This window comes from Erwinia rhapontici (assembly GCF_012271765.1).
Taxonomy (GTDB): Bacteria; Pseudomonadota; Gammaproteobacteria; order Enterobacterales; family Enterobacteriaceae; genus Erwinia; species Erwinia rhapontici.
The window spans coordinates 524,801-547,396 of sequence record NZ_VRKO01000016.1 but is presented as its reverse complement, the minus strand read 5'-3'; the positions used below and the strand labels follow the sequence as shown (position 1 = coordinate 547,396).

Genomic DNA, 22,596 nt, shown 5'->3' with positions numbered 1-22,596 from the left:
TTCGGCCTCATACTGTCAGGGCGGTGTCGCCCGGAGTCTGAACCAGCGGCGTGCTGGCAACCCAGACCAGCCCCTGTTCAATTTTCACTGGCCAGCAGCGCTGGTAAAGCGCCGGGTTGTCCAGGCTCTGTCCGTCTTTCAGTCGGAATCGCTGTTTGTATAACGGCGAAATCACCAGCGGTTCACCCTGACTGTCGCCCAAAAGCCCGCGCGACAGCACATTGGCTTCCGTTCCTGGTTCATGGTCATCCAGTGCGTAAACCGTATCATCAAGCCGGAACAGGGCTATCGCCTGTGAGCCGAGGTGCGCGCCGATCCCGGCCTGCGGGGGGATCTCCTTAAGGGTGCAGACCTTATTCCACAGCGATGTGGGCTGCACGTCATTTACCGAGCGACGGAACAGCGCCAGACGATCGGGGCTGGCCAGCGTGGTCTGCCATTCACACTGATAGCGGTCAACGACGCGCTGCATCTCCTGCTCCAGTTCGGCAGCAATCCCGAGCACATCATCCATCACCACCTGACGCAGATACTCCAGCCCCCCTTCAAGGTTATCCATCCATACGCTGGTTCGTTGCAGACGATCGGCAGTACGGATATAGAACATCAGCAGACGGTCGACATAGCGCACCAGTGTTTCTGCATCCAGGTCGCTGGCAAACAGGTCGGCATGACGCGGCTTCATCCCGCCATTGCCGCAGACGTACAGATTCCAGCCTTTGTCGGTGGCAATCACGCCAATGTCCTTACTCTGGGCCTCTGCGCATTCGCGCGTGCACCCCGATACGGCCATTTTAAACTTATGGGGGGTTCGCAGCCCCTTGTAACGGTTTTCCAGCCGGGTCGCGAAACTGGTTGAATCCTGCACGCCGTAGCGGCACCAGGTCGATCCGACACAGGACTTCACGGTGCGCAGCGATTTGCCGTACGCATGCCCGGTTTCAAAACCTGCGTCCACCAGCGCCTGCCAGATAACCGGTAACTGCTCCAGCCGGGCACCAAACAGATCGATACGCTGGCCCCCGGTGACTTTGCAGTACAAATTGTATTTTTGCGCAATTTCACCGATGGCGATCAGCCCCTCTGCGCTGACCTCACCGGCCGGCATCCGGGGTACAACCGAATAAGTCCCGTCCTTCTGGATATTGGCAAAATAACGGTCGTTGGTATCCTGCAGGGGTAACAAAGCGGGCGTCAGCAGATAGTCATTCCAGCAGGAGGCCAGCATCGATCCCACCAGCGGTTTACAGATTTCACAGCCGTTGCCGCGTCCCTGCTTCGCCAGCAACTCTTCAAAGCTTTTGATATTGCCCATGCGAATCAGTGAGTACAGCTCCTGACGTGACCACGGGAAGTGCTCGCAGATATCTTTCTTCACTTCTACGCCCAGATCCGCCAACTGGTACTCCATGACCTGTTTGACCAGCGCGGCACAGCCGCCGCAGCCCGTGGCCGCTTTGGTGCTGGCTTTCAGCGATGCCATATCGCTGCATCCTGCTTTGACCGCGGCGCAGATATCCCCTTTGGTCACGTTATGACAGGAGCAGACCTGCGCGCTGTCCGGCAGAGCCGCCACGCCAAGCGCTTTCGACGGAGCCCCGGCACTCTGCGGCAGGATCAGACTTTCAGGGGCATCAGGCAGCGCCATGCCGTTCAGCATCATTTGTAGCAGCAGGCTGTACTCGCTGCTGTCACCGACCAGCACGCCGCCCAGCAGCGTTTTACCGTCAGCCGAAACGACAATCTTTTTATAGATTTCCCGGGGTTCATTGGTCCAGTAATAGCTCTGGCTGCCCGCCGTTTCTCCGTGAGCATCCCCCATTGATGCCACCTCGACTCCCAGCAGCTTGAGTTTAGTACTCATATCCGCCCCGCTAAATGCCGCGGCTTCTCCTGCCAGCGTTGCCGCCAGCACGCGCGCCATCTGATAGCCGGGAGCCACCAGGCCATAGAGATGCCCCTGCCATACAGCACACTCACCGATGGCCCAGACGGCTGGGTCTGACGTCCGGCAGCAATCGTCTATGACCACGCCACCGCGTTCGCCCAGCATCAGGCCTGCCGCAGCGGCCAGGTGATCGCGTGGGCGGATACCGGCCGAAAACAGTATCAGATCGGTCTCAAGGGCACTGCCATCGGCAAAATTCAGCCGCAGCGTGCCATCTTCCTGAGCGTCAATGCTCTGGCTCTGCTTACCGGTATGAACAGCAACCCCCAGCGCTTCGATTTTCCGGCGCAGCATCGCAGCGCCCCCCTCATCCAACTGCACCGCCATCAGCCGCGAGGAAAGCTCGACCACCGCGGTTTCCAGACCCAGTTTTTGCAGTGCATTGGCCGCCTCCAGCCCCAGCAAGCCCCCGCCAATCACCACACCACGCGTAGACCCGGTGGCCTTCGCGGCGAGGGAATCCAGGTCGTCCAGCGTCCGGTAAACAAAACAGGACGCGTGTTCGCTGCCGGGGATCGGTGGCACAAATGGGCTGGAGCCGCTGGCCAGCACGAGCTGGTCGTACGCCTGAACACGACCATCTGCTTCGTGCACCTGCCGCCGCTGGCAATCGATAGAGACCACCTGCCGCCCGGTTCGCAGTTCAATGCCGCTTTGTTCAATAAATCCGGGGGGGACCAGGGAGAGTTCCGCGTGCCCTTTCCCGGCAAAATATTCCGATAAATGCACGCGGTCATAAGCGACATGGCGCTCTTCGCCATACACGACAATATGGAACTGCTGCTGTAGCTGTCGGCTGACCATCTGCTCAAGGAAGTGCTGGCCGACCATGCCATGCCCAATCACCACCACCGTGGGTTTATCTGCTGCCTCAACCGCTGTATTCACCACGGGTACGTTGCTCTGTTCTTTGCTCATCATTGCCTTGCCCTGAAAAAAACCATAAAAAAAGGCGTCCACCGACATGCGTAATGCATGCGGTTGGACGCCTTTATCCAAAGCACTCGTTGCACCGCCATTGGTGGAACAAATGCATGTTATTTTGTCTTAACAACTGCAAGATAACTTGCAAACACTGTGCCAGAACCGGGTCCGGTACAGCTGTTTATATGCCGCTGTGCGATCAGTACTTTAGCTTTCGACTACGCACGTTAAGCGCGGTTTCCGCCGCCAGGCACGTCGTTGTGCGCTGCGGTGAAGCAAAAGGTGCACAATCTTTGTGCACACGCTTAGTTGTCCTGAGACGCAAATGCAGAAGCCACCGCCAGCAGTGCGCTGGCAATATCCGCCATGCGCTTGTTCTGATTCATCGCCATTTTACGTAGCGCCTGCCAGGCTTGCTCTTCACTGTAGCCGTGGTGCTGCATCAGTAACACTTTGGCGCGGTCGATCTGCTTACGATCCTCAATACTGGCTCGCATGGCGGCCAGCTCATTATCCTGATCCTGAAGCCGCTGTGACTGCTGCTGGATCAGCGCCAGTAATGACCGTCCCAGTTGAGGTGTCAGCCCACCGGGCTCCTGCGTGCCTGACGAAACAGGTGCCCGTCCGTCATTTCCAGCGATGAAGACGCTCCAGGCCGGCTCACGGGCACTTTTTTGCATCTGTTGTTGCAGGTCGATCGGGGTGATATCCCGCTGAGCTTCAGCCGCAGCAATACTCTGGCGGCAGCGCTGCATCAGCGCGCGAGCAAGACAATCTTCCACCGTTTTCAGCCCATCGATCCGCTGGCTCAAAGACTGATGCCAACGCAGCGCCATTGCCGCGCCCTGCTCATCAGTTCGTGCAGTCGTGCAGGCTATACGCCTTAACCGCTCGATATTATTTTCACTCTGCGCCACCTGCTGCCAGCGTTGCAGGCTCTCTTCGTCTGCGAATCCGGTAAAATGGCTAAAACAGCGCTCCTGGGCATCAATCAACGCTACAATCTGTTGACTGATCGCCGGGGTAAATTGCCCGGAAGCAAACCCTGCCGCGCCGATAGACCGTTCCTGCCCGGCCAGTTCTTTACCCTGCATAAAGCTGAACATGGCAATTAACACGCGCGAAACACCGGGGTCCGAAGCGGTATCCACCATTTCAAACACCAGGTTCAGCAACTGGCGGATAATATGGTTGAACTGCTCCATGACAACGGCCTGGGTCAACTGCAATGTCCGCACCTGCTTCCGCAGCGTGCTCAGCTCCCCCAGTGCCTGCAAGGCGGTGGCAATACGGCTGTAGAGACGGCTGGATGCGGGCCCCTCCTGACTGTCATCCGGCACGGCCGGTAGCAGGAGCATCACCTCTTGCTGGCTGCGAGTGACCCGGCATCCGCACTGCGATAGCTCGTCACTGAACAACTGCCCCTGAGAACAAATCCACAGATTGCTTGCTCCCCGTTCGCGCTGAATCTCATGAATCAACTGACTGACTTCCGTTGTCAGCCTTCCGCTCTGTAAAAGGGAGCGCAGGCTGGCGATTTCCCGCTGCCGTGATGCCAGAAGATACGCCAGCGCAGAAGGATAATGATCTGTCATCGACTTAACTCCGCTAGCATTCAAAAGGTCTGGCTAAGCAATTACCGTGCCGGGATGGCGCGACGAACCTGACTGGCATTTCACTGAAAAAAGGCATAGTGCCTGTTTACTGGAGTGATACGGAATCAATTAGTCATATTTATTCATTCAATTACGTGATAGTCAGCCAGCGTGTGGTTTCTAAGCAACCACCATAGCGCAGAGCGGAATACCGATTATTGACGCTAATCAAATTGCCGTTTTGTCACCTTTCAGGCAAACTCTGTCACGCTTATAGCAGGCCGATAACATGTTCAACAGGCTCCTGCAATGGTTTCCATTCCCAAAAGCGTCAGGTAAACTGACATGAGAATTATCTTTATGTAAACCTGTGAGATTTTTTCCTGGAACGTACAGAGTAATTGACTTTTAATAACACGATATGGCGTCGTTTAATGCCGCCCTGTCGCGTCTGTAAAGAACCCGATTTATAGATGATATTCACGAGGACCAATGTGAAAATTAGCATCGCGTTTACCCTGCTGGCCGTGCTCACTTTAGCGGGATGCAAAGCGCCTCCACCGCCTGTCACTGATGACACCGTCGTCAGCAGCGTTGTTGATGGCGTAACGTTAACGCATCGCTATGCGGTGAAAGCCCCCGCATCCTTCACTCCAGTGAATGAGAATTATCGCGCCCTGTATAATGCGTCTGTCATGACCCGTCCCGACTATAGTGGCAAAGTGGTGCGCTATCTGGAAAACGGTAAGCCGTTCCTGGTGCTGGGTGAAGTGGAGAACCGCTGGTTCGCCATTGCTGACGTTGATGAGCAACAGCTGATTGGCTACGTGCCGCTGAAAGCTGGGGTGAAGAGCGATATGTACGATGCCACACTGCGCAGTGACCGCCCGCGCCCGCGTAAAAACAGCAAGAAAGTGTGCGTCGATGTTGGCGGTAAGAGCAAAGCCTGCCGCAACAATAATACGGCGACCTGGATTCTGGAGTAAGCGCGCCGGATAAGGCCTCACCGTTGCCACGGATGGCAGCAAAAGCGTTTTATTCACTCTACGGTGAAGTTGACCCTATTTGCCTGCTGGCACACAGCCGAGATTAACACATCCTGATGACGTCGGAATTTCCCGTTGACCCAGCTACACCGGTCAGCCCAGACAATCCCCTGGTAACAGCGGCCTCTCCGCTGCTCAATGCCATTGTACAAATTCGTCTGGCGGCCACCCATGACGATCCGGCCGGTTTACGCCATCAGCTGATCGATGAAATACGCCAGTTCGAAACACGCTGCAAACAGACTGGCATGCCGTTTGAAATGATTATTGGTGCCCGCTATACACTTTGCGCGGTGCTGGACGAAGCCGCAGCACAAACCCCCTGGGGCAGCCGTGGCGTCTGGTCCGGCAATGGTTTGCTGGTCACGTTCCATAATGAAAGCTGGGGCGGCGAAAAAGTCTTTCAGCTGCTCGCACGCATTTCCCAGAATCCCACCCAGCACCTCTGGCTACTGGAAGTGATCCATTTCTGTTTACTGCTGGGTTATGAGGGTCGCTATCGCAGCATGGATAACGGCCGCCTGCAACGGGATGCCGTACGTACCCGCCTCGCACAGCTTATCCAGGAAACGCGTGGACAACAGGAACCGCCTCCTCTGCAAACGGTCGTCGCCGCCGGGCAAAATACGCTGTGGCGCCCGCCTGTGCCGCTGTGGGTCTGTATCTCTCTTGCCACATTTGTTGGCTGCCTGATTTTTTCCAGTCTCAACTGGCGTCTGGGCAATGCAGCAGAACCGCTACTGCGGCAGATCTGGCAAACGCCGCTGCCAAAAGTGGTCGCAGGACAGCGCGGTGCAGCTCCGCAGGCCCTGCTCGATTTACGCCTGCGTCTGAGCGATCTGATTGCCGAACGTAAGGTTGATGTCACCGACAGCGCCAACGGCAGTAAAGTCATCCTGCCGGCCGATCGCTTATTCGCGCCATCCACGACGGTGCTGTCTCCTGAAGGTCGTGCGCTGATTGCCCGCGTGGCCACCGCGATGGAGTCCGCCAAAGGGACCATTCTGGTCAGCGTCTATACGGATGACGAGCGGATACTGTCCAGCCGTTTTCCCTCAAACTATGAATACTCTGCCACCCAGGCGCGCGCCATCAGCAGCATGATGGCGCAGTTGATCGCCCAGCCAGGCATCAACGTGCGCGCACAGGGCCGGGGTGATAGCGGTGCACTGTTACCGAACGACAGTAGCGAAAATCGCGCGCAGAACCGCCGCGTTGAAATCACCCTGTTCGCTGCCCCTGAGTCAGACGACAGCCACACTCCGGGGAAAAATTAATGCTGAAGACTTTCTTTTCACTGCTCTCCAGCCGCCTGTTATGGGGGCTGGTCGGTGTTACCGCGCTGTCTGCCCTGATCTGGATGGTGGGACCGCTGCTGCCTTTTACCCGTTTCCAGTCGCTGGACAGCCCATTAAATCGCCAGCTGTTAATCGGTCTGTGCTACTTTTTGTGGATACTCTTTCAGCTTATCCCTCAGCTTTACCGCGCCTGGTTCAACAGCAAGTTGCTGACCCGCCTGCAACTCAGCAATATCGACCACGCGGAATTACAGGCTACGGGTGAAATGCTCAATAACCGCTTCAGTGAAGCGGCGATGCTGTTAAAGAAAACCCAGTTTGGCAAACGTAAAGGCTGGCTACAGCGTTTCAGCGCGCAGTATCTCTATCAGCTTCCCTGGTATCTGATCGTCGGTGCGCCTGGTGCCGGTAAAACCACGGCACTGATTAATTCCGGCCTCGACTTCCCGCTCAGTGATGCGATGGGGAAAAGCGCGCTGCGCGGTATCGGCGGCACCCGCCACTGCGACTGGTGGTTTACCGGCGAGGCCGTACTGCTGGATACTGCCGGGCGTTATACCCTGCAAGAGAACCAGCGCGCACGCGATGCAAGCGAATGGCAAACCTTTATCACCCTGTTAAAGCGCTATCGCCCGCGCCAGCCCATCAATGGCGTGATCATGACCATCAGCGTGGCGGAGCTGTTGAGCGACTCAGCAGAGGCACGCCATGCGCAGGCCACGGCGCTGCGCCAGCGCATGGCAGAATTACACCAGCAAACTGGTATCCCCTTCCCGGTGTATATCATGGTGACCAAAACCGACCTGCTCAAAGGTTTTATGCGTTACTTCGCCCGGCTGGATAAGCAGCAACGTGAACAGATTTGGGGCTTCACTTTCCCCTGGGAGCCAGGCCTGGGCGATCGCCGACTTCACGCTCAATTTGAACAGCAGTTTCAGTGCCTTTTATCCCGGCTGATGGCCGATCTCAGCGACAAAATGGCACAGGAAAGCGACCTTACCCTGCGTGCTGAATGTTTCCAGTTTCCTCAGGAGTTCAGCGCGCTGCGTCCCCTTCTGGCTGAATATCTGGATATTGTTTTCTCGCCGGAAAACAGCGAAACACCCTGGGCTGCACGCGGTTTGTTCTTTACCAGCGGGACACAAGAAGGTTTGCCGTTTGACCGGGTGATGGGCGAACTGTCACGCAAGCTGCAACTGCCACAACCTCAGGGGCAGTCGATTGCCAGCTGGGACAGTGTGAATCGCAGCGCTCCGATCCCGGCGAATAAGGGACAGAGCTACTTTATTCACGGCCTGCTGCGCGATGTGGTGTTTAAAGAGCGCCGCCTGGCGGGCAGCGATCGCTCCTGGGAACAGCGCAACCGTCTGCTACACCGGGCAGGCTATGCGGTGCTCGGCGTGGCGTTAGTGGCGGCGTCAGCCTTGTGGATCACCAGCTATTATAAGAATCAGCACTATCTGGAACAGGTGTCCACACGCTTACCTGCCGTGACGCGGGAAGCGGTGCAATTGACCGGCAATAATCACGGCAACATCCTGGATCTGCTACCCTTCTTAAACCGTCTGGTGGCATTACCTGAAAGCAGCCAGTTTTCACTGAATGCTCCTCCGCTCAGCCTGCGTGGCGGACTGTACCGGGGAGACCAGATCAGTGAGGCGACCTGGGGCCTGTATCAGGGGGCTTTGAGAGCATTGTTGCTGCCGCGTGTGGCGCAGACCATCGCACAAACCCTACGCAATGATGACGGCAAAGATGCTGAGTTCAGCCGTAATGCCCTGCGCGCTTATCAGATGCTGTACCAGCCGCGCAGCTATGACGGCGAGTTCCTGCGCGGCTGGGTGATGCAGAATCTGCAACGCAGCCTGCCGTCCAGCGTCACGACACAGCAAATCCAGCAGTTGGACTGGCATTTAAGTCAGTTACTGGATCGTCAGATACTAAGTTCGCCTTATATGCGTGATAACGCGCTGATGGTCAGACAACTCACCGCAGCTCACTGAGAAGGTCGTCGTCATGGCAGTAAAAAATGACCTGGGATGGTATGGCAAGCTTCCTACGGCAGGCGACTTTTTACTGCGCCGGATGCCGCAGGCATTGATTGACAGTTGGTCGCACTGGTTTCAGCTTGGGCTGGCACACTGGCATCACCATCATGACGGAACGACTGACCCGTTCAGCCGCGCGCCGATATGGAATTTCGCGCTGCCCGCCACCTTGGGCGTACAACGCGTGCAGATCGGCTGCATGATGCCGTCGCGCGACAGAGTCGGGCGCGCATGGCCGTTGCTGGTGATTCAGAGCGTGCCGGTAAAAGCCTGGCACCCGGCTCAGCTGTCCATCTCCGGGGAATGGTTCCAGGAGCTGGGCGCCACGATGAATCAGGCCATACAACAGATGCACTCCGCCGACTGGCTGGAACAGGCGCTGCGGGGCATCCCACCGCTGTCGTTACCGGACACCGGGCGCTCCGATATTATGGATGTGATTGGCTATCAGGATCTGCCGTGTACGCTGGCCTGGCGGGAAGTCGCCACGCGCTTTGACCCCTTACAGTACACCAGTTACTGGTGGACTAATCAGAGCGATGGCTATCCGCTTGCCAGCCATAAGCACAGCGGTAATTTGACCGCTCAGCTGTTTTCGCAGTTATTTCATCCGGCAGCCGGATCGCTGTCGGGCCGTCACGGACTCTATCCGCCGATGTTTGAATAGAGTGATCAGGCCTTCGTGCCTCATTGCAGGAAAAACGCATGCGATTGACCATTTTGCAGAATCAGGCCGATGTTCCGGTAACCGCCTGTGATTTTTTGCCACCAGGCGGCACGATTGGCCGCAGCGTTGATAACGATCTGGTGCTGCCCGACCCTGACCGGGCAATCTCTCGTTTACAGGCGCTGGTGCATGTGGCGGCAAACGGCGACTGCCGTCTGACCAACCAGGGCAGTGTGATCGCGGTGATCCACAACGGCAGCGAACTGATGCGCGGCAGCCAGGTGATGCTTGATCACGGCGATACCTTAGCCATTGGCCCTTATCAGATTGATGTCAGCGACCCGCAGCGCGTTACGGTCCCCACAGAGCAACATATTGATCCGCTGTCGCTGTTTGCTGACGATGATGGCAGCAATGACGATCCCTTAAGAATGCAGCACACCGCTGATGACCTTATCGTGCCGCAGATGGAAAGCCTCACTGCCGAGGCGCTTGGGCTGCGATCGGCGCGCCAGACGGTGGCCCGGCTGGGCATCGATCCGGTCAGTCACGATGCGCCCGCTGGCGCTCATGACAGCAGTGCTGAGGGCTCGCGTGAACAGCGTCTGCTGGCCGCCCTGCTGGACGGTATGGGGCTGGATACCACGCTGGAGAAAACCCCACTAACTGAAGACCAGATGCGTACCACCGGGCGTATGCTGAGCCTGTTCTCACAGGGAACGGTTGCGTTGCTCTCGTCACGCTCGATCCTCAAGCGCGGGGTTAAGGCAGAGATGACCATGATCCTTAATGAGGCGAATAATCCCTTTAAGATCCTCCCCTCCGGTAAAACCGTATTGATGCAGATTTACCAGAGCCAGATGCCAGGCTTTATGCCACCGGAGCAGGCAGTACGCGATGCGCTGGTCGATTTACAGGCCCACCAGTTGGGGATGATCGCCGGTATTCGCGCCATTATTGCCGCAATGTTGCAATCCTTTAATCCACAGCGGCTGGAAGATTTGGCCCGTCGCGATGGCGTGGTGCCACGTCTGGCGCTGAGCAGCACGAAGAAAGCGGCACTTTGGGACTATTTTATGCGCCACTATCAGCAGACCGCGGGGGAAATTGAGGATGACTTCCACACCCTGTTTGGTGAAGCATTCCTGCACGCTTACGATGTGGAAGTTAATCAATATAAAGATTCGCAAACTCCCCCGGAAGATGCATGAATATCAATTATTTTGCCACCAGCCAGATCGGCCAGCGTGAAAGCAATCAAGACACCACTGGCGCCCTGCTGGGGCAACACAGTGCCTGCTTTATGGTCTGCGATGGTGTGGCAGGAAGTGCGGGTGGCGAACTGGCCGCGCAGATTGCCCGCGATACCCTGCTTGGTCAGCTGGACGGCGAAGCGCCCCTGCACCCCGAGCATACGGCTACGCTGATAGACAATACCGAGCAAGCTATTCGCCATGTGCAGGAGATTAATCCGAATTTTCACCAGATGAGCACCACGCTGGCTGCGCTGTTTATTAACCGTGATGCCCTGCACGCCTGGTGGGTACATGCCGGGGACAGCAGGGTCTATCTCTTCCGTCGCGGGGTCGTCCATAGCGTCACCCGCGACCACAGTCTGGTACAGCAGTTGCAGGATGCAGGTTACGAAAATACGGGAATTAACAGTAATTTACTGTATAACGCCCTGGGTGCTGATACCGCGAGTCCGCATGGTTACAGCGAAGTGATGGCGCTGGAAGATGGTGACGCATTTTTAATTTGCACGGATGGTTTCTGGAGTAACCTGACGCCCGCCGAGATGGAGCAGGCGCTTCGGATGGTTAATTCCCCTGCCGAGTGGCTGGCGCTGATGCAAAAAGCCATCGACCGTAGCGCAAAAACAGATAATCTGAGCGCCGTGGCGGTATGGGTGGGTTCACCTCAAGAGACCACATTACTCTTTTCCATGGCGGATTCTGCCCGTTTTCTCCCGCCACGCGATTAACACCAAGGAATGCTATGAAATTTTGGTTGCCAGCTACATTGACTCTGTTGTTCGCCACCACGGCCCAGGCGGCAGACTATCGAGTGGTCTATTCCCCCAGCCTTGAGCTGGAAGTGTTTATCGATAATGTGACCAGCAACACGCCTGCGGCATGGTGCCAGGAGACGCTTAACCTGCGCATCGTTTCCGGTAAAAGTACCGAATCGGGCGTGCTGACCAGCTTCTTACCGCGCGTGGGAAATTTACTGCAAAATCAATGTGGCAAACTGCTGGAACTGCCCTGGCAGATGACCAATGGTAAAGGCACGGTTTTGGCGACCGGCACGGCGGCAAAAGAGCAGAGCTGGCGCCCGATTGTCACCGCGGATGCCACCGCGACGGCAACGGCCAGTAATGCCTCGCCACTCGATCTCTCGCAGCCGGCTAACGCCGAGCCGTTGCAGCATTTCGATCTTCCCGGCGGCTGCCATTTCCGTACCTGGTGGGATGATAACGGCCAGTCGCTGTTTATCCCTGACGATAAAACGATGAATTGCTCTACCGAAGGCTGGCTGGAAGGCTCGAGTACACTGACGCTGGCTCAGGGTAACTCGCGCGAACCGCTGGCCGTCAGTTTCTATCAGGGCTATCCGCTGACGCATCTGCATCCGAAGCCAGACTCCCTGGATGTGGTGGCAGTGAATAACCAGCGCCTGGTGCTGGCACGGCGCGATGCCCCTAACAGCTGGCTGGTGCTGCCCTTTAATAATAACCTGCATGTGTGGTCATTTGATGGTGCGCTGTTGGTGAAAATGGACAAAGCGCAGGCCAGCGATGGGGCTGCATTGAAAGCAACGGTGGATGCCGTACGCAAAACCTGGTCAGGCATCATCGACGCAGGTGTGAAAGTGAACGTGCTGTTGGTGGATGACCTGCACGCCGACCTGGCCGACCCGGCGATTGGCGCCTGGCGCACCGTTAACTAAACCCCGTTTATCAGGACGCCAGGAGCGTTTCACTATGTCGGCAAACGAACAACAAAAAAATGTCCCGAACGCCCTCCCGGCGGGCTACCGTTTTAATGAGTTTGAAATCAAGGAAGTGATCGGTGGCGGCGGTTTCGGCATTGTGTACCGCGCCTGGGATCACCTGCTGGAACGGACGATTGCGATCAAAGAGTATCTGCCGGTGTCACTGGCCAGCCGCAACGACGATCTCGCCATCCAGCTGCGCGGCGAACGCTACCAGCGCTTATTTAACGCCGGACTGAACAGTTTTATCCAGGAAGCACGTCTGCTGGCACGGTTTAATCACCCGGGACTGCTGCACGTCCTGCGTTTCTGGGAAGAGAACGGCACCGCGTATATGGGGACGCTGTTTTACAGTGGGATGACGCTGAAAGAGTGGCAACAGGGCAGCCCGGAAAGCATTAACGAGGCATGGATACGCCATCTGCTCCCGCCGCTGTTCGGTGCCATCAATACCCTCCACCGTGCTGGTTATCTGCACCGTGATATCTCGCTGGATAATATTCAGATTCAGGAAAATCAACTGCCGGTCTTGCTCGACTTCGGTTCGGCGCGCAAAGAGATCGGTAACCTTTCCGATGAAACGGAGATTATGCTGAAACCGGGTTATGCGCCGATTGAACAGTACAGCGAAGAAGGCGACAGCGATCAGGGTCCCTGGACCGATATCTATGCGCTGGGCGCCGTGCTGCATACGCTGATTACGGGCAATCCGCCGCCGGTCAGCGTGGTGCGCTGCATCGAAGATCACTACCAGCCGCTCAGCACATTACGCCCGGAAGGCTACTCCCTGTCGCTGCTCAATGCGATTGACCAGGCGTTACAGATGGACCCGCAACAGCGTCCGCAGTCCATTGATGACCTGGCCGCCCTGCTCGATTCTCCGGTGAGTGAAATGGGTGAACTGGTGAGTAACGTGGTGGTACCGCAAGAAGAGCCGCCACAGTTACCCGACCCCGAACCCGTTGCGCTGGCGGTTAATCCTGCTGCGGGCACCATGGAGCCGGTTATGGCACCGCGCGTGGCTAAACGCCTGTCGCGGCCGTTGATGTTACTCAGCGGTCTGGCGGTCATCGCGGTAGCGGCCCTGGTGTGGGGACTGAATCGTGGTGATAATGTGGCACCCGAGCATTCTGCTGCCGCCAGCAATACCACCGGCAGCGTTACCGCCACCGTGCAAACACCTGTCGCCAGCGCGCCGGCAATGGCAACCGTCTACCTGAAGCTGAGCGGTAACGACTCTCTGCTGCTGAACGGCAGCGTGATGGAGGTCAAGCCTAACAACAGCGGTTACGCGTCGTTGAACCTGGCGGCGGGGGATTATCATCTGGAAGTGCGTACATCAACCGGTGTTCACAGTCAGCAGTTGAAGATTGATCATGCAGGCACCTGGTTAATTAACCCGGGCCGCTAGTTCTGCGAGATCGATGCCCACACGGGATGCACGTTTGACGTTATTCCGTGTGGGTCATCGCGATGCGGTTATCCCACCAATCCATTGTGGCACTGCTGTAATTCACGCACACGCTGCACCAGATCTGTCAGACAATCGTCATGCATCCCCCGCTGCTTCAGCTCTGTTTCCAGCGAAAACAGATACTGCGCGTTGGTACCCAATGGCCCTTTCGCTTGTGCGATCAAAGGCGCGATGGTTTTCGGGCAGGAGTCCGGCTCATACAGAGCGTGACGCGGGTCCATCACAAACACCAGTGCGGTTACCGTGCGCCCGTCATCCAGCGCCATGTCACACCAGGTCGGCAGATAACAGCCGGTGATCATCTCACGCTTCCACAGCAGTTCCAGCTCTTCGTGCAGCTTTTCCTCGGGCAGGCAGAATGCCAGTCCGGTGGTTTGGCCGCCCTCTTTCAGCGCCAGCATACGTCCTGGCTGGCTGGCGGTGCCGCGCCCGGCGGTCAGCCGCAGACAGAACGCCCGGTGCCAGCCTTTCAGCGTACCGGCAGCGACTTCATCCGCTTCAAATACCGGGTTCCACATCAGGGAGCCGTAGCCAAAAATCCATACCGGGCTATGATCGGGGCGACAGGCAAGCGCCGCCGCCAGCGAAGCAGCCCGTTGTTCACTGGTCCACAACAATGACTCTTCGATATCGCCAAAAGCCGTTTTACAATCGGCCTGTAACAGGAAATCTCTTGTTAACATTGCACCTCCAACACCCTGGCTTGACGTCCACGCTGTCCTGACTGCTTCCGTGAATTGTCTCGTTTTCAGCAACATCTGAATGCTACTAACGACCTTATGCATTTCCGCGTACGCAATCAAGTTTGAAGGCGATCACAAAAGAAAAAAGTTTCACTTAAGGTGATCGGCAGCCAGAGGAAAATCTTTACGCCTTCTCTCACCCAACCCTCGTCAAAACGATAAAAGAATTTTGATTTTTTTGCTAAACCAGTTTAGCTTTTCGTCAGATAACCACTTCAGGATAATGACAATGAGCAAGAAAATTTGGGTACTGGGCGATGCGGTAGTAGACCTCCTGCCCGAGGGGGAAACACATTTGCTGAAGTGCCCCGGCGGTGCCCCTGCCAATGTGGCCGTGGGTATTGCCCGCCTTGGCGGCCACAGCGCCTTTATCGGCTGCGTTGGCGATGACCCCTTTGGTGAATTCCTGCAACAGACCCTGCACCATGAAAACGTGAATATCGACTGGATGTACCGCGCCCCGGGTCAGCGTACCTCGACGGTACTGGTCAGTCTGGATGCTGAGGGAGAACGCCAGTTTACGTTTATGGTGCGTCCTGCGGCTGACCTGTTTCTCAGTGCCGACCGTTTGCCTCCTTTCCATGCCGGTGAAGGACTGCATTTATGCTCCATCGCCCTGAGTGCAGAACCCTCACGCAGCGCGGCGATGCAGGCGATGCGCGCGATAAAAATGGCTGGAGGATGGGTCAGTTTCGATCCGAATCTACGCGATGATTTATGGTCAGACCCTCTGGAAATGGCCGCTGTACTGGCCGATGCCTTCGCGCTGGCCGATATTATCAAGCTGTCAGAAGATGAGCTTTGCGCCCTGACGACGTGTCGCGACATGGCGGCTGGCATCGATCGCTTCACTCTACAGTATCAACCTTCACTGCTGCTGGTGACCTGCGGCAGCCAGGGTGTGTACCTGTGGCAGGCCGGGTCTGTTCAACACGTGGCTGCCCCGCGTGTTGAGGTGGTGGATACCACCGGTGCGGGCGACGCGTTTGTCGCCGGGCTGTTGGCTGCGCTGGCGACCGAAGCGCATCCGCTGGTACCTGAGCGGCTTGATGATGCCATTCAACAGGCACAGCGCAGTGGTGCGGCGGCGACGACCGCCAAAGGGGCGATGACCGCCCTGCCTTATGCTGGTGATCTTATGAAATTTTAGCGGGCAACCTGAAAGGCAACGTCAAGGTCTTAAGGTCAAGGTCTTAAGGTCAAGGTCTTAAGGTCAAGGGCGTTTCGCTTTCCCGCTGCGCGGGCTGAGCGACAAGGGGCGGCCAGTCGCCGCCGCCCCTTGACCCCGGGCTTGCGGCAGGCGCTGCGCCCGCTTCCAGCGGGTGCCTTCGCAAGCTCCGTTCACCGACGGACCGCTCGTGACGGCACCTCCCTGTGCCGGCCCGAGCTTTCACCGCCGTCCTGGCGGTTCATCCTGGTTCACATCACTTCCTCAGCGCAGCTTAATTGCCGCCTCAACATCAAAACCCAGGTCAAACCCCAAATATTAAAAAAACCAAAATGACTAAAAGCCCAGAAAGGTTTTTTGTTTTGTCTGTGTTGGGTTTTTCTTTTGATTTTGACCTTTTGAGCGGCAATTAAGCCTCGCCGAAGGAGAGCGGATTTCCAGGACGAGCCGACAGGACGTCGGCGAGAGGGTGAGCCGGGACAGGGATGTCCCGTCACGCCCGGTCCGGCAGGAAAACCGCTTGACTGAGGGCACCCGCTGAAAGCGGGCGATGCGCCTGCCGCAAGCCCGGGTTCCCAGGGCGGCGGCGACTGGCCGCCCTGGGTCGCTCAGCCCGCGTAGCGGGAAAGCGAAATGCCCTTGACCTTAAGACGTTGACGTTGACCTTAAAACATTGACCTTGACCTTAACCCCGCCTGCCCAGGCCCCCCACCAACACACGCTAAACTGCCAACCCGATCACACTTCCTAAACCGGGTTAGCCAATGTGATTGAAATTCGCAATCCGCTTCGCTTACTCTCTGCATCGAACCGGTTTAGCAAAAAAAACAAAACAATCACACTGGGAACCGTGCAAATGATCAAACCTCGTATTCTGGCGACCGCCATTGGCCTCGCTTTAGCCGTACCGACATTCAGCTTCGCCGCACCCACGTTGACCAGCCTGGAAGAGCGACTGATGGCAATGGAGCAGCGTCTGCAAAAAGCCGAAGATCGTGCCACGATCGCGGAAAATCGTGCCGAGACAGCAGAGAAAAAAATCGTCCGACTGGAAACACAGCAACAGAAACAGCCCGCCGCCCTGCCTGTAGCGGCCAGCGCCCCCGCTCCTGCCACCACCGCCGCGACCACCAGCACCAGCAATTTCGCTGACGGTTTCGAATTCCACGGCTATGCACGTTCTGGTCTGATCATGAATGATTCCGCAGCGGGAACGCAAAGTGGCCCCTACCTGACACCCGCCGGGGACACGGGCGGTGCCGTTGGGCGACTGGGTAACGAAAACAACACCTACGTTGAGCTGAACTTTGAACACAAGCAGCAGCTTGCCAACGGTGCCACCACCCGCTTCAAAGCGATGCTGGCCGACGGTCAGCGGGATTATAACGACTGGACAGGCAGTACCAGCGAACTGAACATTCGTCAGGCGTTTGTTGAACTGGGCAATTTACCGGAATTCACCGGTGTGTTTGACCAGAGCACGCTGTGGGCGGGTAAACGCTTTGACCGCGATAACTTCGATATTCACTGGCTTGACTCGGATGTGGTGTTCCTTGCCGGCACCGGGGGCGGGATCTATGACGTCCAGTGGGCAGATGGCCTGAAGAGTAACTTCTCGCTGTACGGGCGTAATTTCGGCGATATTGAAGCGATTGATAACACCATTCAGAACTACATTGTCACCAGCAATAACTTTGCCGGTCCATTCCAGCTGATGGTCAGCGGGCTGCGGGCAAAAGATAACGATGAGCGCCTGAATCCGAGCCGCGAGAATGACAATGCCGGTGACAGCGGTGTTCACGCTATGCTGGCACTGCACAACGACAGTTTCTGGGGCCTGCGCGAAGGATCGGCGAAAACCGCCCTGCTGTATGGTCGCGGGCTCGGGGCCGAAGTGAAAGGCATCGGCTCTGACGGCAATCTGACCCAGCAGGCAGAAACCTGGCGCCTCGCCAGCTACGGCGTCACGCCGCTGAATAAAACATGGAGTTTTGCCCCGGCCGTGCTGGCGCAAACCAGCAGCGATCGTTATGCCGCCGGTGACCACTATCGCTGGGCCACGCTCAATGCGCGTTTGATCCAGGAGATTAACCAAAACTTTGCCCTCGCTTACGAAGGCAGCTATCAGTATATGGACCTCGATCCGCAAGGCTATAAAGATCGTCAGGCAGTATCCGGCAGTTTCTGGAAACTCACCGTTGCCCCCACCTTTAAAGTGGCTGATATCGGTGATTTCTTTACCCGTCCGGAGATCCGCCTCTTCGCCAGCTGGATGGACTGGAACAGCTCGCTTGATCGCTATGCCAGCGACGATTCATTCGGCAGCAGCGGCTTCAGCGCAGGCGGCGAATGGAACTTCGGTGTGCAGATGGAAACCTGGTTCTGATGACCTCATCACAATAAATAAAAGGTGACATGATGGATTTTGAAAAAATTGCCCGGGAACTGCTGCCGTTACTCGGTGGTCGGGAAAATATTGCCAGCGCCGCGCACTGCGCCACGCGTCTGCGGCTGGTGATGGTCGATGATGAGTTAGTGCAGAAAGACGCCATTGAGGCGCTGGAAGGGGTCAAAGGCTGCTTCCGCAACGCCGGGCAGATGCAGGTGATCTTCGGCAGCGGCATCGTCAACAAAGTCCACGCCGCTTTTGTGAAGGAAGCCGGGATTAACGAGTCCAGCAAGAGCGAAGCGGCCGATATCGCGGCACAGAAGCTGAATCCCTTCCAGCGGATTGCCCGGGTATTATCGAATATTTTTGTGCCGATTATTCCGGCGATCGTCGCTTCAGGCCTGCTGATGGGCCTGCTGGGGATGGTGAAAACCTACGGCTGGGTAGATGCCGGTAGCGCGCTGTTTATCATGCTGGATATGTGCAGCTCGGCAGCCTTTATCATTCTGCCCATCCTGATCGGCTTTACCGCCGCCCGTGAGTTTGGCGGCAACCCCTATCTGGGTGCCACGCTGGGTGGCATCCTCACGCACCCGGCGCTGACCAATGCCTGGGGCGTGGCCAGCGGTTTCCATACCATGAATTTCTTTGGGCTGGAAATTGCGATGATCGGCTATCAGGGAACGGTGTTCCCGGTGCTGCTGGCCGTGTGGTTTATGAGCCACTGCGAGAAGCGGCTGCGTCGGGTGATCCCGGATGCGCTGGATATTATCCTGACCCCGTTCCTGACCGTGATTATCTCCGGCTTTATCGCCCTGCTGATCATCGGCCCGGCAGGACGTATGCTCGGGGATGGCATTTCACTGGTTCTCAGTACGCTGATCGCCCATGCGGGCTGGCTGGCCGGATTGCTGTTTGGTGGTCTTTATTCGGTGATTGTCATCACCGGCATCCACCACAGTTTCCATGCCATCGAGGCCGGATTACTCGGCAACCCGTCGATTGGCGTCAATTTCCTGTTACCGATCTGGTCCATGGCGAACGTGGCGCAGGGAGGGGCCTGCCTGGCGGTGTGGTTTAAAACCCGTGATATCAAAGTGCGCAGTATCGTACTGCCCTCCGCTTTTTCGGCGATGCTGGGCATTACCGAGGCCGCCATTTTCGGGGTGAATCTGCGCTATATTAAACCGTTTATCGCCGGACTGGTGGGTGGCGCGCTCGGCGGTGCCTGGGTCGTGACGATGCACGTGAATATGACCGCCGTAGGGCTAACCGCACTGCCTGGCATGGCGATTGTGCAGGCCAGTTCAATGCTCAATTATCTCATCGGCATGGTTATCGCCTTCGGCACGGCGTTTGTCCTGTCACTGCTGTTGAAAATCAAATTTGAGGTGAAAGCATGAGTGAAGCCCACCTGCTCAAACAGGCGTTGCGGGCGGTCCTCTCCGGCCAGCAGCGTGCGGCAGCCGATCATCATCGTCCGGCGTGGCATCTTGCCCCGCCGGTCGGGTTAATGAACGACCCGAACGGATTTATCCACTTCAATCAGCGCTACGTGCTGTGCTATCAGTGGAACCCACTGGCCTGCGCGCATGGCGCCAAGTTCTGGGGCCAGTGGAGTTCGGCGGATTTGGTCAACTGGCGGCATGAACCGCTGGCGCTGGCGCCTTCCGAATCCTATGAAAGCCACGGCTGTTACTCCGGCAGCGCGGTCGATAACCAGGGGGTGATGACGCTGCTCTACACCGGAAACGTCAAGTTTGACGATGGCAGCCGCACCGCCTGGCAGTGCCTGGCCACGCGTGACGAACAGGGTGAATTCCATAAGCATGGCCCGGTGCTGGCCTTACCGGAAGGCTACACTGGCCACGTCCGTGACCCGAAAGTCTGGCAGCACGACGGCCTGTGGTACATGGTGCTGGGTGCACAGGATCTGGCGTTGCAGGGCAAGGTTCTGCTGTTCCGTTCCCCCGATCTGCATCAGTGGACATCGCTGGGTGAAATTGCCGGAAGCCACGTGAACGGGCTGGGCGAGTTCGGCTATATGTGGGAGTGCCCTGACCTGTTTGAACTGGATGGCCGCAGCGTGCTGGTGGTTTGCCCGCAGGGGCTGCCGTCTGAAGAGTGGCGCTGGCGCAATACCTTCCAGAGTGGCTATTTCTGCGGTTCCTTCGACTACAACACCCATCAGTTCCGTCATGATGAGTTCCACGAGCTTGACCTGGGGTTTGAGTTTTACGCACCGCAAACCTGCCTCAGCGACGACGGTCGCCGTCTGCTGATTGGCTGGATGGGGATCCCTGACGGCGATGAGTTCTTCCAGCCCACACAGGCAAATGGCTGGATGCATATCATGACCTGTCCGCGTGAGCTGACGCTACAAGGTGACCGGTTGTATCAGCAGCCCGCCCGTGAACTGCAACAGCTGCGCGGTGAAGAGACCCAGTGTACGGGCAGCGCGGAAACGCTGCCTGCCCTGCCCGTTAACAGCGCCGAGCTGGCGCTGACCGTTAGCGGCGCCTGTGAACTTGATTTCGCGGGGGAATTACACCTGGCGATCCATGCTCAGGGCGTGACGCTGCGGCGCAACAATCTGCGCAGCGGTGAATCCGAAGAACGTCACTGGCGGGGTGAGGTGCGTACGCTGCGCTTGATGTGCGATCGCTCCAGCGTAGAAATCTTCATTAACGAGGGGGAAGCCGTCATGTCGTCACGCTATTTCCCGTCCGCAAACCCTGAGTTGCATTTTAGTGGCACGGGAGAGATCGGGCTGCGTCACTGGAGCTTGCAGCAATGCATGATAGAATAAGCCGATGAGCCCTCACACGTAAGCCACTGTGACTAAAAACAAACGTATCACGATTAACGATATTGCCCGGCTGGCGGGCGTTTCTAAATCTACCGCCAGTCTGGTCCTCAATGGCCGTGGGAAAGAGCTGCGCGTGGCCGAAGCGACACGTGAACGCGTGCTGGAGATCGCCCGTCAGCAGCATTATCAGCCAAGTATCCACGCACGCGCCCTCAACTCTGCCCGCAGCAACACCATCGGGCTGGTCGTACCGGAAATGACCAACCAGGGGTTTGCCCGTTTCTCTCACGAACTCGAGATGCTGTGCCGTGATGCAGGTTTACAGCTGCTGATCGCCTGCACGGCAGAAAATGCCAGCCAGGAAACGCTGGCGGTCAATAACCTGATCCAGCGCCAGGTCGACGCCCTGATTGTCGCCTCAAGTCAGCTAAACGATACCGAGTACCAGAAAATTAACCAGCAGCTGCCAGTGGTGCTTTTTGACCGTCATCTGGGCGAGTCGACGCTGCCGCTGGTGATCACCGATGCGACCGGCCCCACCGCCACGCTGATGGAAGCGGTCGCACGCGAAGGGTATGACGAGATTTATTTCTTTGGTGGCCAGCCGCGCATTTCTCCCACCCGCGATCGCCTGGCCGGGTTCCGTCTCGGGCTGGAGCGTGCGGGAGTCGAGGTGAAACCGGAATGGATTATGCACGGTCATTATCATGCCAGCTCTGGCTATGAGTTATTTGCAGAACTCTATTCACGGCTGGGACGTGTGCCTCAGGCGCTGTTCTGTGCCGCCTGCGGGCTTCAGGAAGGCGTACTGCGCTACCTCAGCCAGCATGACTTGCTGAACACGCCGATGCACCTCAGCAGCTTCGACGACCACTATCTGTATGATGCATTATCAGTACGTATTGATACCGTAGCTCAGGATGAGCGGCTGCTGGCCTGGAACTGTTTTGAGATGGTGACGCAGCTTATTGACGAGCAGACGCCGGAGGTCACCCAACGCTGGCTGCCGGCGCGCCTGAAATGGCGGCGTGCAACCGCTGCAGGCTAAGCCATACCTCCCGGGCGTTCACCTCATCGATGCAACGCCTGGTCATTTCTTATGCCACTTGTCGTCATCCCCCTTCTGATACTGGTGCTTCACAGCCGCCCACGCGACTTTATGCGCCACCTCTTCACGTGAGTCATCGCCGCGCCTGTCCTCTTTATCTTTATACTGCTCCCAGGCGCTGTTAAAGGCTTCCAGATAGATATCCTGGGCATGCGCAGGCAGAACATGTCTGACGCTGTCGGGTAACGCACTGCGATTATTATAGGGCATGTTTTATCTCTTTTCAGGGCCTCTGATAAGCCTGGTACAAGCAGAATATTTTTCCAGCAGGGTCTTTACAGCCCATTAAGAAGATATCGCTACAAAATGCATTATTTACCCTATGATCGCATACAATAATGCTCCCTTAATGCCCTTAAAAATTTTATGGGGATAATAAACTCAG

The 22,596-nt window shown here is 57.0% G+C and carries 16 protein-coding genes and 1 pseudogene; 13 read left to right on the top strand and 4 right to left on the bottom strand.

What is annotated here, in order from left to right:
* Positions 1 to 7: 7 nt before the first annotated feature.
* Together nirB and FVB43_RS19500 are read right to left on the bottom strand one after the other, a co-directional pair.
* A pseudogene (gene nirB / locus FVB43_RS19505) lies at positions 8 to 2,818 on the bottom strand (nitrite reductase large subunit NirB); the annotation flags it as partial.
* A gap of 359 nt (positions 2,819 to 3,177) precedes the next feature.
* Complete coding sequence (locus FVB43_RS19500; protein ID WP_133845378.1) at positions 3,178 to 4,467, bottom strand: nitrate- and nitrite sensing domain-containing protein; 1,290 nt, start codon at positions 4,465 to 4,467, stop codon at positions 3,178 to 3,180.
* Positions 4,468 to 4,940: 473 nt separating this feature from the next.
* On the opposite strand from FVB43_RS19500, the gene FVB43_RS19495 reads away from it, so the two are divergent.
* From FVB43_RS19495 to FVB43_RS19460, 8 genes are all read left to right on the top strand, one after another.
* The gene (locus FVB43_RS19495; protein ID WP_133845380.1) at positions 4,941 to 5,453 is read left to right on the top strand and encodes an SH3 domain-containing protein; all 513 of its coding nucleotides are present in this window, start codon (positions 4,941 to 4,943) and stop codon (positions 5,451 to 5,453) included.
* Between the two features lie 116 nt (positions 5,454 to 5,569).
* Positions 5,570 to 6,790: a type IVB secretion system protein IcmH/DotU gene (gene icmH / locus FVB43_RS19490; protein WP_159337235.1), complete on the top strand. Its 1,221-nt coding sequence runs from the start codon at positions 5,570 to 5,572 to the stop codon at positions 6,788 to 6,790.
* Complete coding sequence (gene tssM / locus FVB43_RS19485) at positions 6,790 to 8,814, top strand: type VI secretion system membrane subunit TssM (RefSeq protein WP_133845384.1); 2,025 nt, start codon at positions 6,790 to 6,792, stop codon at positions 8,812 to 8,814. Before icmH ends, tssM begins: the two co-directional genes overlap by 1 nt.
* Positions 8,815 to 8,827: 13 nt before the next feature.
* A complete protein-coding gene (gene tagF, locus FVB43_RS19480) occupies positions 8,828 to 9,526 on the top strand; it encodes a type VI secretion system-associated protein TagF (RefSeq protein WP_159337236.1) in 699 nt (232 codons plus the stop codon).
* Positions 9,527 to 9,564: 38 nt separating this feature from the next.
* Positions 9,565 to 10,737 (top strand): type VI secretion system-associated FHA domain protein TagH, encoded by a 1,173-nt coding sequence (tagH, locus tag FVB43_RS19475; RefSeq protein WP_133845388.1) that lies wholly within the window; start codon positions 9,565 to 9,567, stop codon positions 10,735 to 10,737.
* Positions 10,734 to 11,510: a PP2C family protein-serine/threonine phosphatase gene (locus FVB43_RS19470; protein WP_167864584.1), complete on the top strand. Its 777-nt coding sequence runs from the start codon at positions 10,734 to 10,736 to the stop codon at positions 11,508 to 11,510. The genes tagH and FVB43_RS19470 overlap by 4 nt, the downstream gene beginning before the upstream one ends.
* A 14-nt stretch (positions 11,511 to 11,524) precedes the next feature.
* Positions 11,525 to 12,475: a hypothetical protein gene (locus tag FVB43_RS19465; RefSeq protein WP_159337239.1), complete on the top strand. Its 951-nt coding sequence runs from the start codon at positions 11,525 to 11,527 to the stop codon at positions 12,473 to 12,475.
* A 34-nt stretch (positions 12,476 to 12,509) separates the two neighbouring features.
* Positions 12,510 to 13,931, top strand: coding sequence for a serine/threonine protein kinase (locus FVB43_RS19460; protein ID WP_167864583.1), 1,422 nt, complete (start codon positions 12,510 to 12,512; stop codon positions 13,929 to 13,931).
* Positions 13,932 to 13,999: 68 nt separating this feature from the next.
* Here FVB43_RS19460 and FVB43_RS19455 read toward each other — a convergent pair whose 3' ends face one another.
* Positions 14,000 to 14,677 (bottom strand): gamma-glutamylcyclotransferase, encoded by a 678-nt coding sequence (locus FVB43_RS19455; protein WP_133845397.1) that lies wholly within the window; start codon positions 14,675 to 14,677, stop codon positions 14,000 to 14,002.
* A 289-nt stretch (positions 14,678 to 14,966) separates the two neighbouring features.
* Between FVB43_RS19455 and FVB43_RS19450 the strand changes: the two genes are divergently transcribed.
* The 5 genes from FVB43_RS19450 (at position 14,967) to FVB43_RS19430 (ending at position 22,151) form a co-directional block, all read left to right on the top strand.
* Positions 14,967 to 15,887, top strand: coding sequence for an aminoimidazole riboside kinase (locus FVB43_RS19450; protein WP_133845399.1), 921 nt, complete (start codon positions 14,967 to 14,969; stop codon positions 15,885 to 15,887).
* An 874-nt stretch (positions 15,888 to 16,761) separates the two neighbouring features.
* A complete protein-coding gene (locus FVB43_RS19445; RefSeq protein ID WP_167864582.1) occupies positions 16,762 to 18,291 on the top strand; it encodes a carbohydrate porin in 1,530 nt (509 codons plus the stop codon).
* A 32-nt stretch (positions 18,292 to 18,323) separates the two neighbouring features.
* On the top strand, positions 18,324 to 19,697 hold the full coding sequence (locus FVB43_RS19440; RefSeq protein WP_133845479.1) for a sucrose-specific PTS transporter subunit IIBC: 1,374 nt from the start codon (positions 18,324 to 18,326) through the stop codon (positions 19,695 to 19,697).
* On the top strand, positions 19,694 to 21,103 hold the full coding sequence (locus tag FVB43_RS19435; protein WP_167864581.1) for a sucrose-6-phosphate hydrolase: 1,410 nt from the start codon (positions 19,694 to 19,696) through the stop codon (positions 21,101 to 21,103). The genes FVB43_RS19440 and FVB43_RS19435 overlap by 4 nt, the downstream gene beginning before the upstream one ends.
* 28 nt (positions 21,104 to 21,131) lie before the next feature.
* Positions 21,132 to 22,151: a LacI family DNA-binding transcriptional regulator gene (locus FVB43_RS19430; RefSeq protein WP_133845405.1), complete on the top strand. Its 1,020-nt coding sequence runs from the start codon at positions 21,132 to 21,134 to the stop codon at positions 22,149 to 22,151.
* A 42-nt stretch (positions 22,152 to 22,193) separates the two neighbouring features.
* Here FVB43_RS19430 and chaB read toward each other — a convergent pair whose 3' ends face one another.
* A complete protein-coding gene (chaB, locus tag FVB43_RS19425) occupies positions 22,194 to 22,421 on the bottom strand; it encodes a putative cation transport regulator ChaB (protein ID WP_159337243.1) in 228 nt (75 codons plus the stop codon).
* Positions 22,422 to 22,596 lie beyond the last annotated feature (175 nt).

What these genes read in the sequence shown, in the direction of transcription:
- FVB43_RS19500 (WP_133845378.1), bottom strand. Translation starts at nt 4,467, where the DNA reads ATGACAGATCATTATCCTTCTGCGCTGGCGTATCTTCTGGCATCACGG.
- FVB43_RS19495 (WP_133845380.1), top strand. Translation starts at nt 4,941, where the DNA reads ATGATATTCACGAGGACCAATGTGAAAATTAGCATCGCGTTTACCCTG.
- icmH (WP_159337235.1), top strand. Translation starts at nt 5,570, where the DNA reads ATGACGTCGGAATTTCCCGTTGACCCAGCTACACCGGTCAGCCCAGAC.
- tssM (WP_133845384.1), top strand. Translation starts at nt 6,790, where the DNA reads ATGCTGAAGACTTTCTTTTCACTGCTCTCCAGCCGCCTGTTATGGGGG.
- tagF (WP_159337236.1), top strand. Translation starts at nt 8,828, where the DNA reads ATGGCAGTAAAAAATGACCTGGGATGGTATGGCAAGCTTCCTACGGCA.
- tagH (WP_133845388.1), top strand. Translation starts at nt 9,565, where the DNA reads ATGCGATTGACCATTTTGCAGAATCAGGCCGATGTTCCGGTAACCGCC.
- FVB43_RS19470 (WP_167864584.1), top strand. Translation starts at nt 10,734, where the DNA reads ATGAATATCAATTATTTTGCCACCAGCCAGATCGGCCAGCGTGAAAGC.
- FVB43_RS19465 (WP_159337239.1), top strand. Translation starts at nt 11,525, where the DNA reads ATGAAATTTTGGTTGCCAGCTACATTGACTCTGTTGTTCGCCACCACG.
- FVB43_RS19460 (WP_167864583.1), top strand. Translation starts at nt 12,510, where the DNA reads ATGTCGGCAAACGAACAACAAAAAAATGTCCCGAACGCCCTCCCGGCG.
- FVB43_RS19455 (WP_133845397.1), bottom strand. Translation starts at nt 14,677, where the DNA reads ATGTTAACAAGAGATTTCCTGTTACAGGCCGATTGTAAAACGGCTTTT.
- FVB43_RS19450 (WP_133845399.1), top strand. Translation starts at nt 14,967, where the DNA reads ATGAGCAAGAAAATTTGGGTACTGGGCGATGCGGTAGTAGACCTCCTG.
- FVB43_RS19445 (WP_167864582.1), top strand. Translation starts at nt 16,762, where the DNA reads ATGATCAAACCTCGTATTCTGGCGACCGCCATTGGCCTCGCTTTAGCC.
- FVB43_RS19440 (WP_133845479.1), top strand. Translation starts at nt 18,324, where the DNA reads ATGGATTTTGAAAAAATTGCCCGGGAACTGCTGCCGTTACTCGGTGGT.
- FVB43_RS19435 (WP_167864581.1), top strand. Translation starts at nt 19,694, where the DNA reads ATGAGTGAAGCCCACCTGCTCAAACAGGCGTTGCGGGCGGTCCTCTCC.
- chaB (WP_159337243.1), bottom strand. Translation starts at nt 22,421, where the DNA reads ATGCCCTATAATAATCGCAGTGCGTTACCCGACAGCGTCAGACATGTT.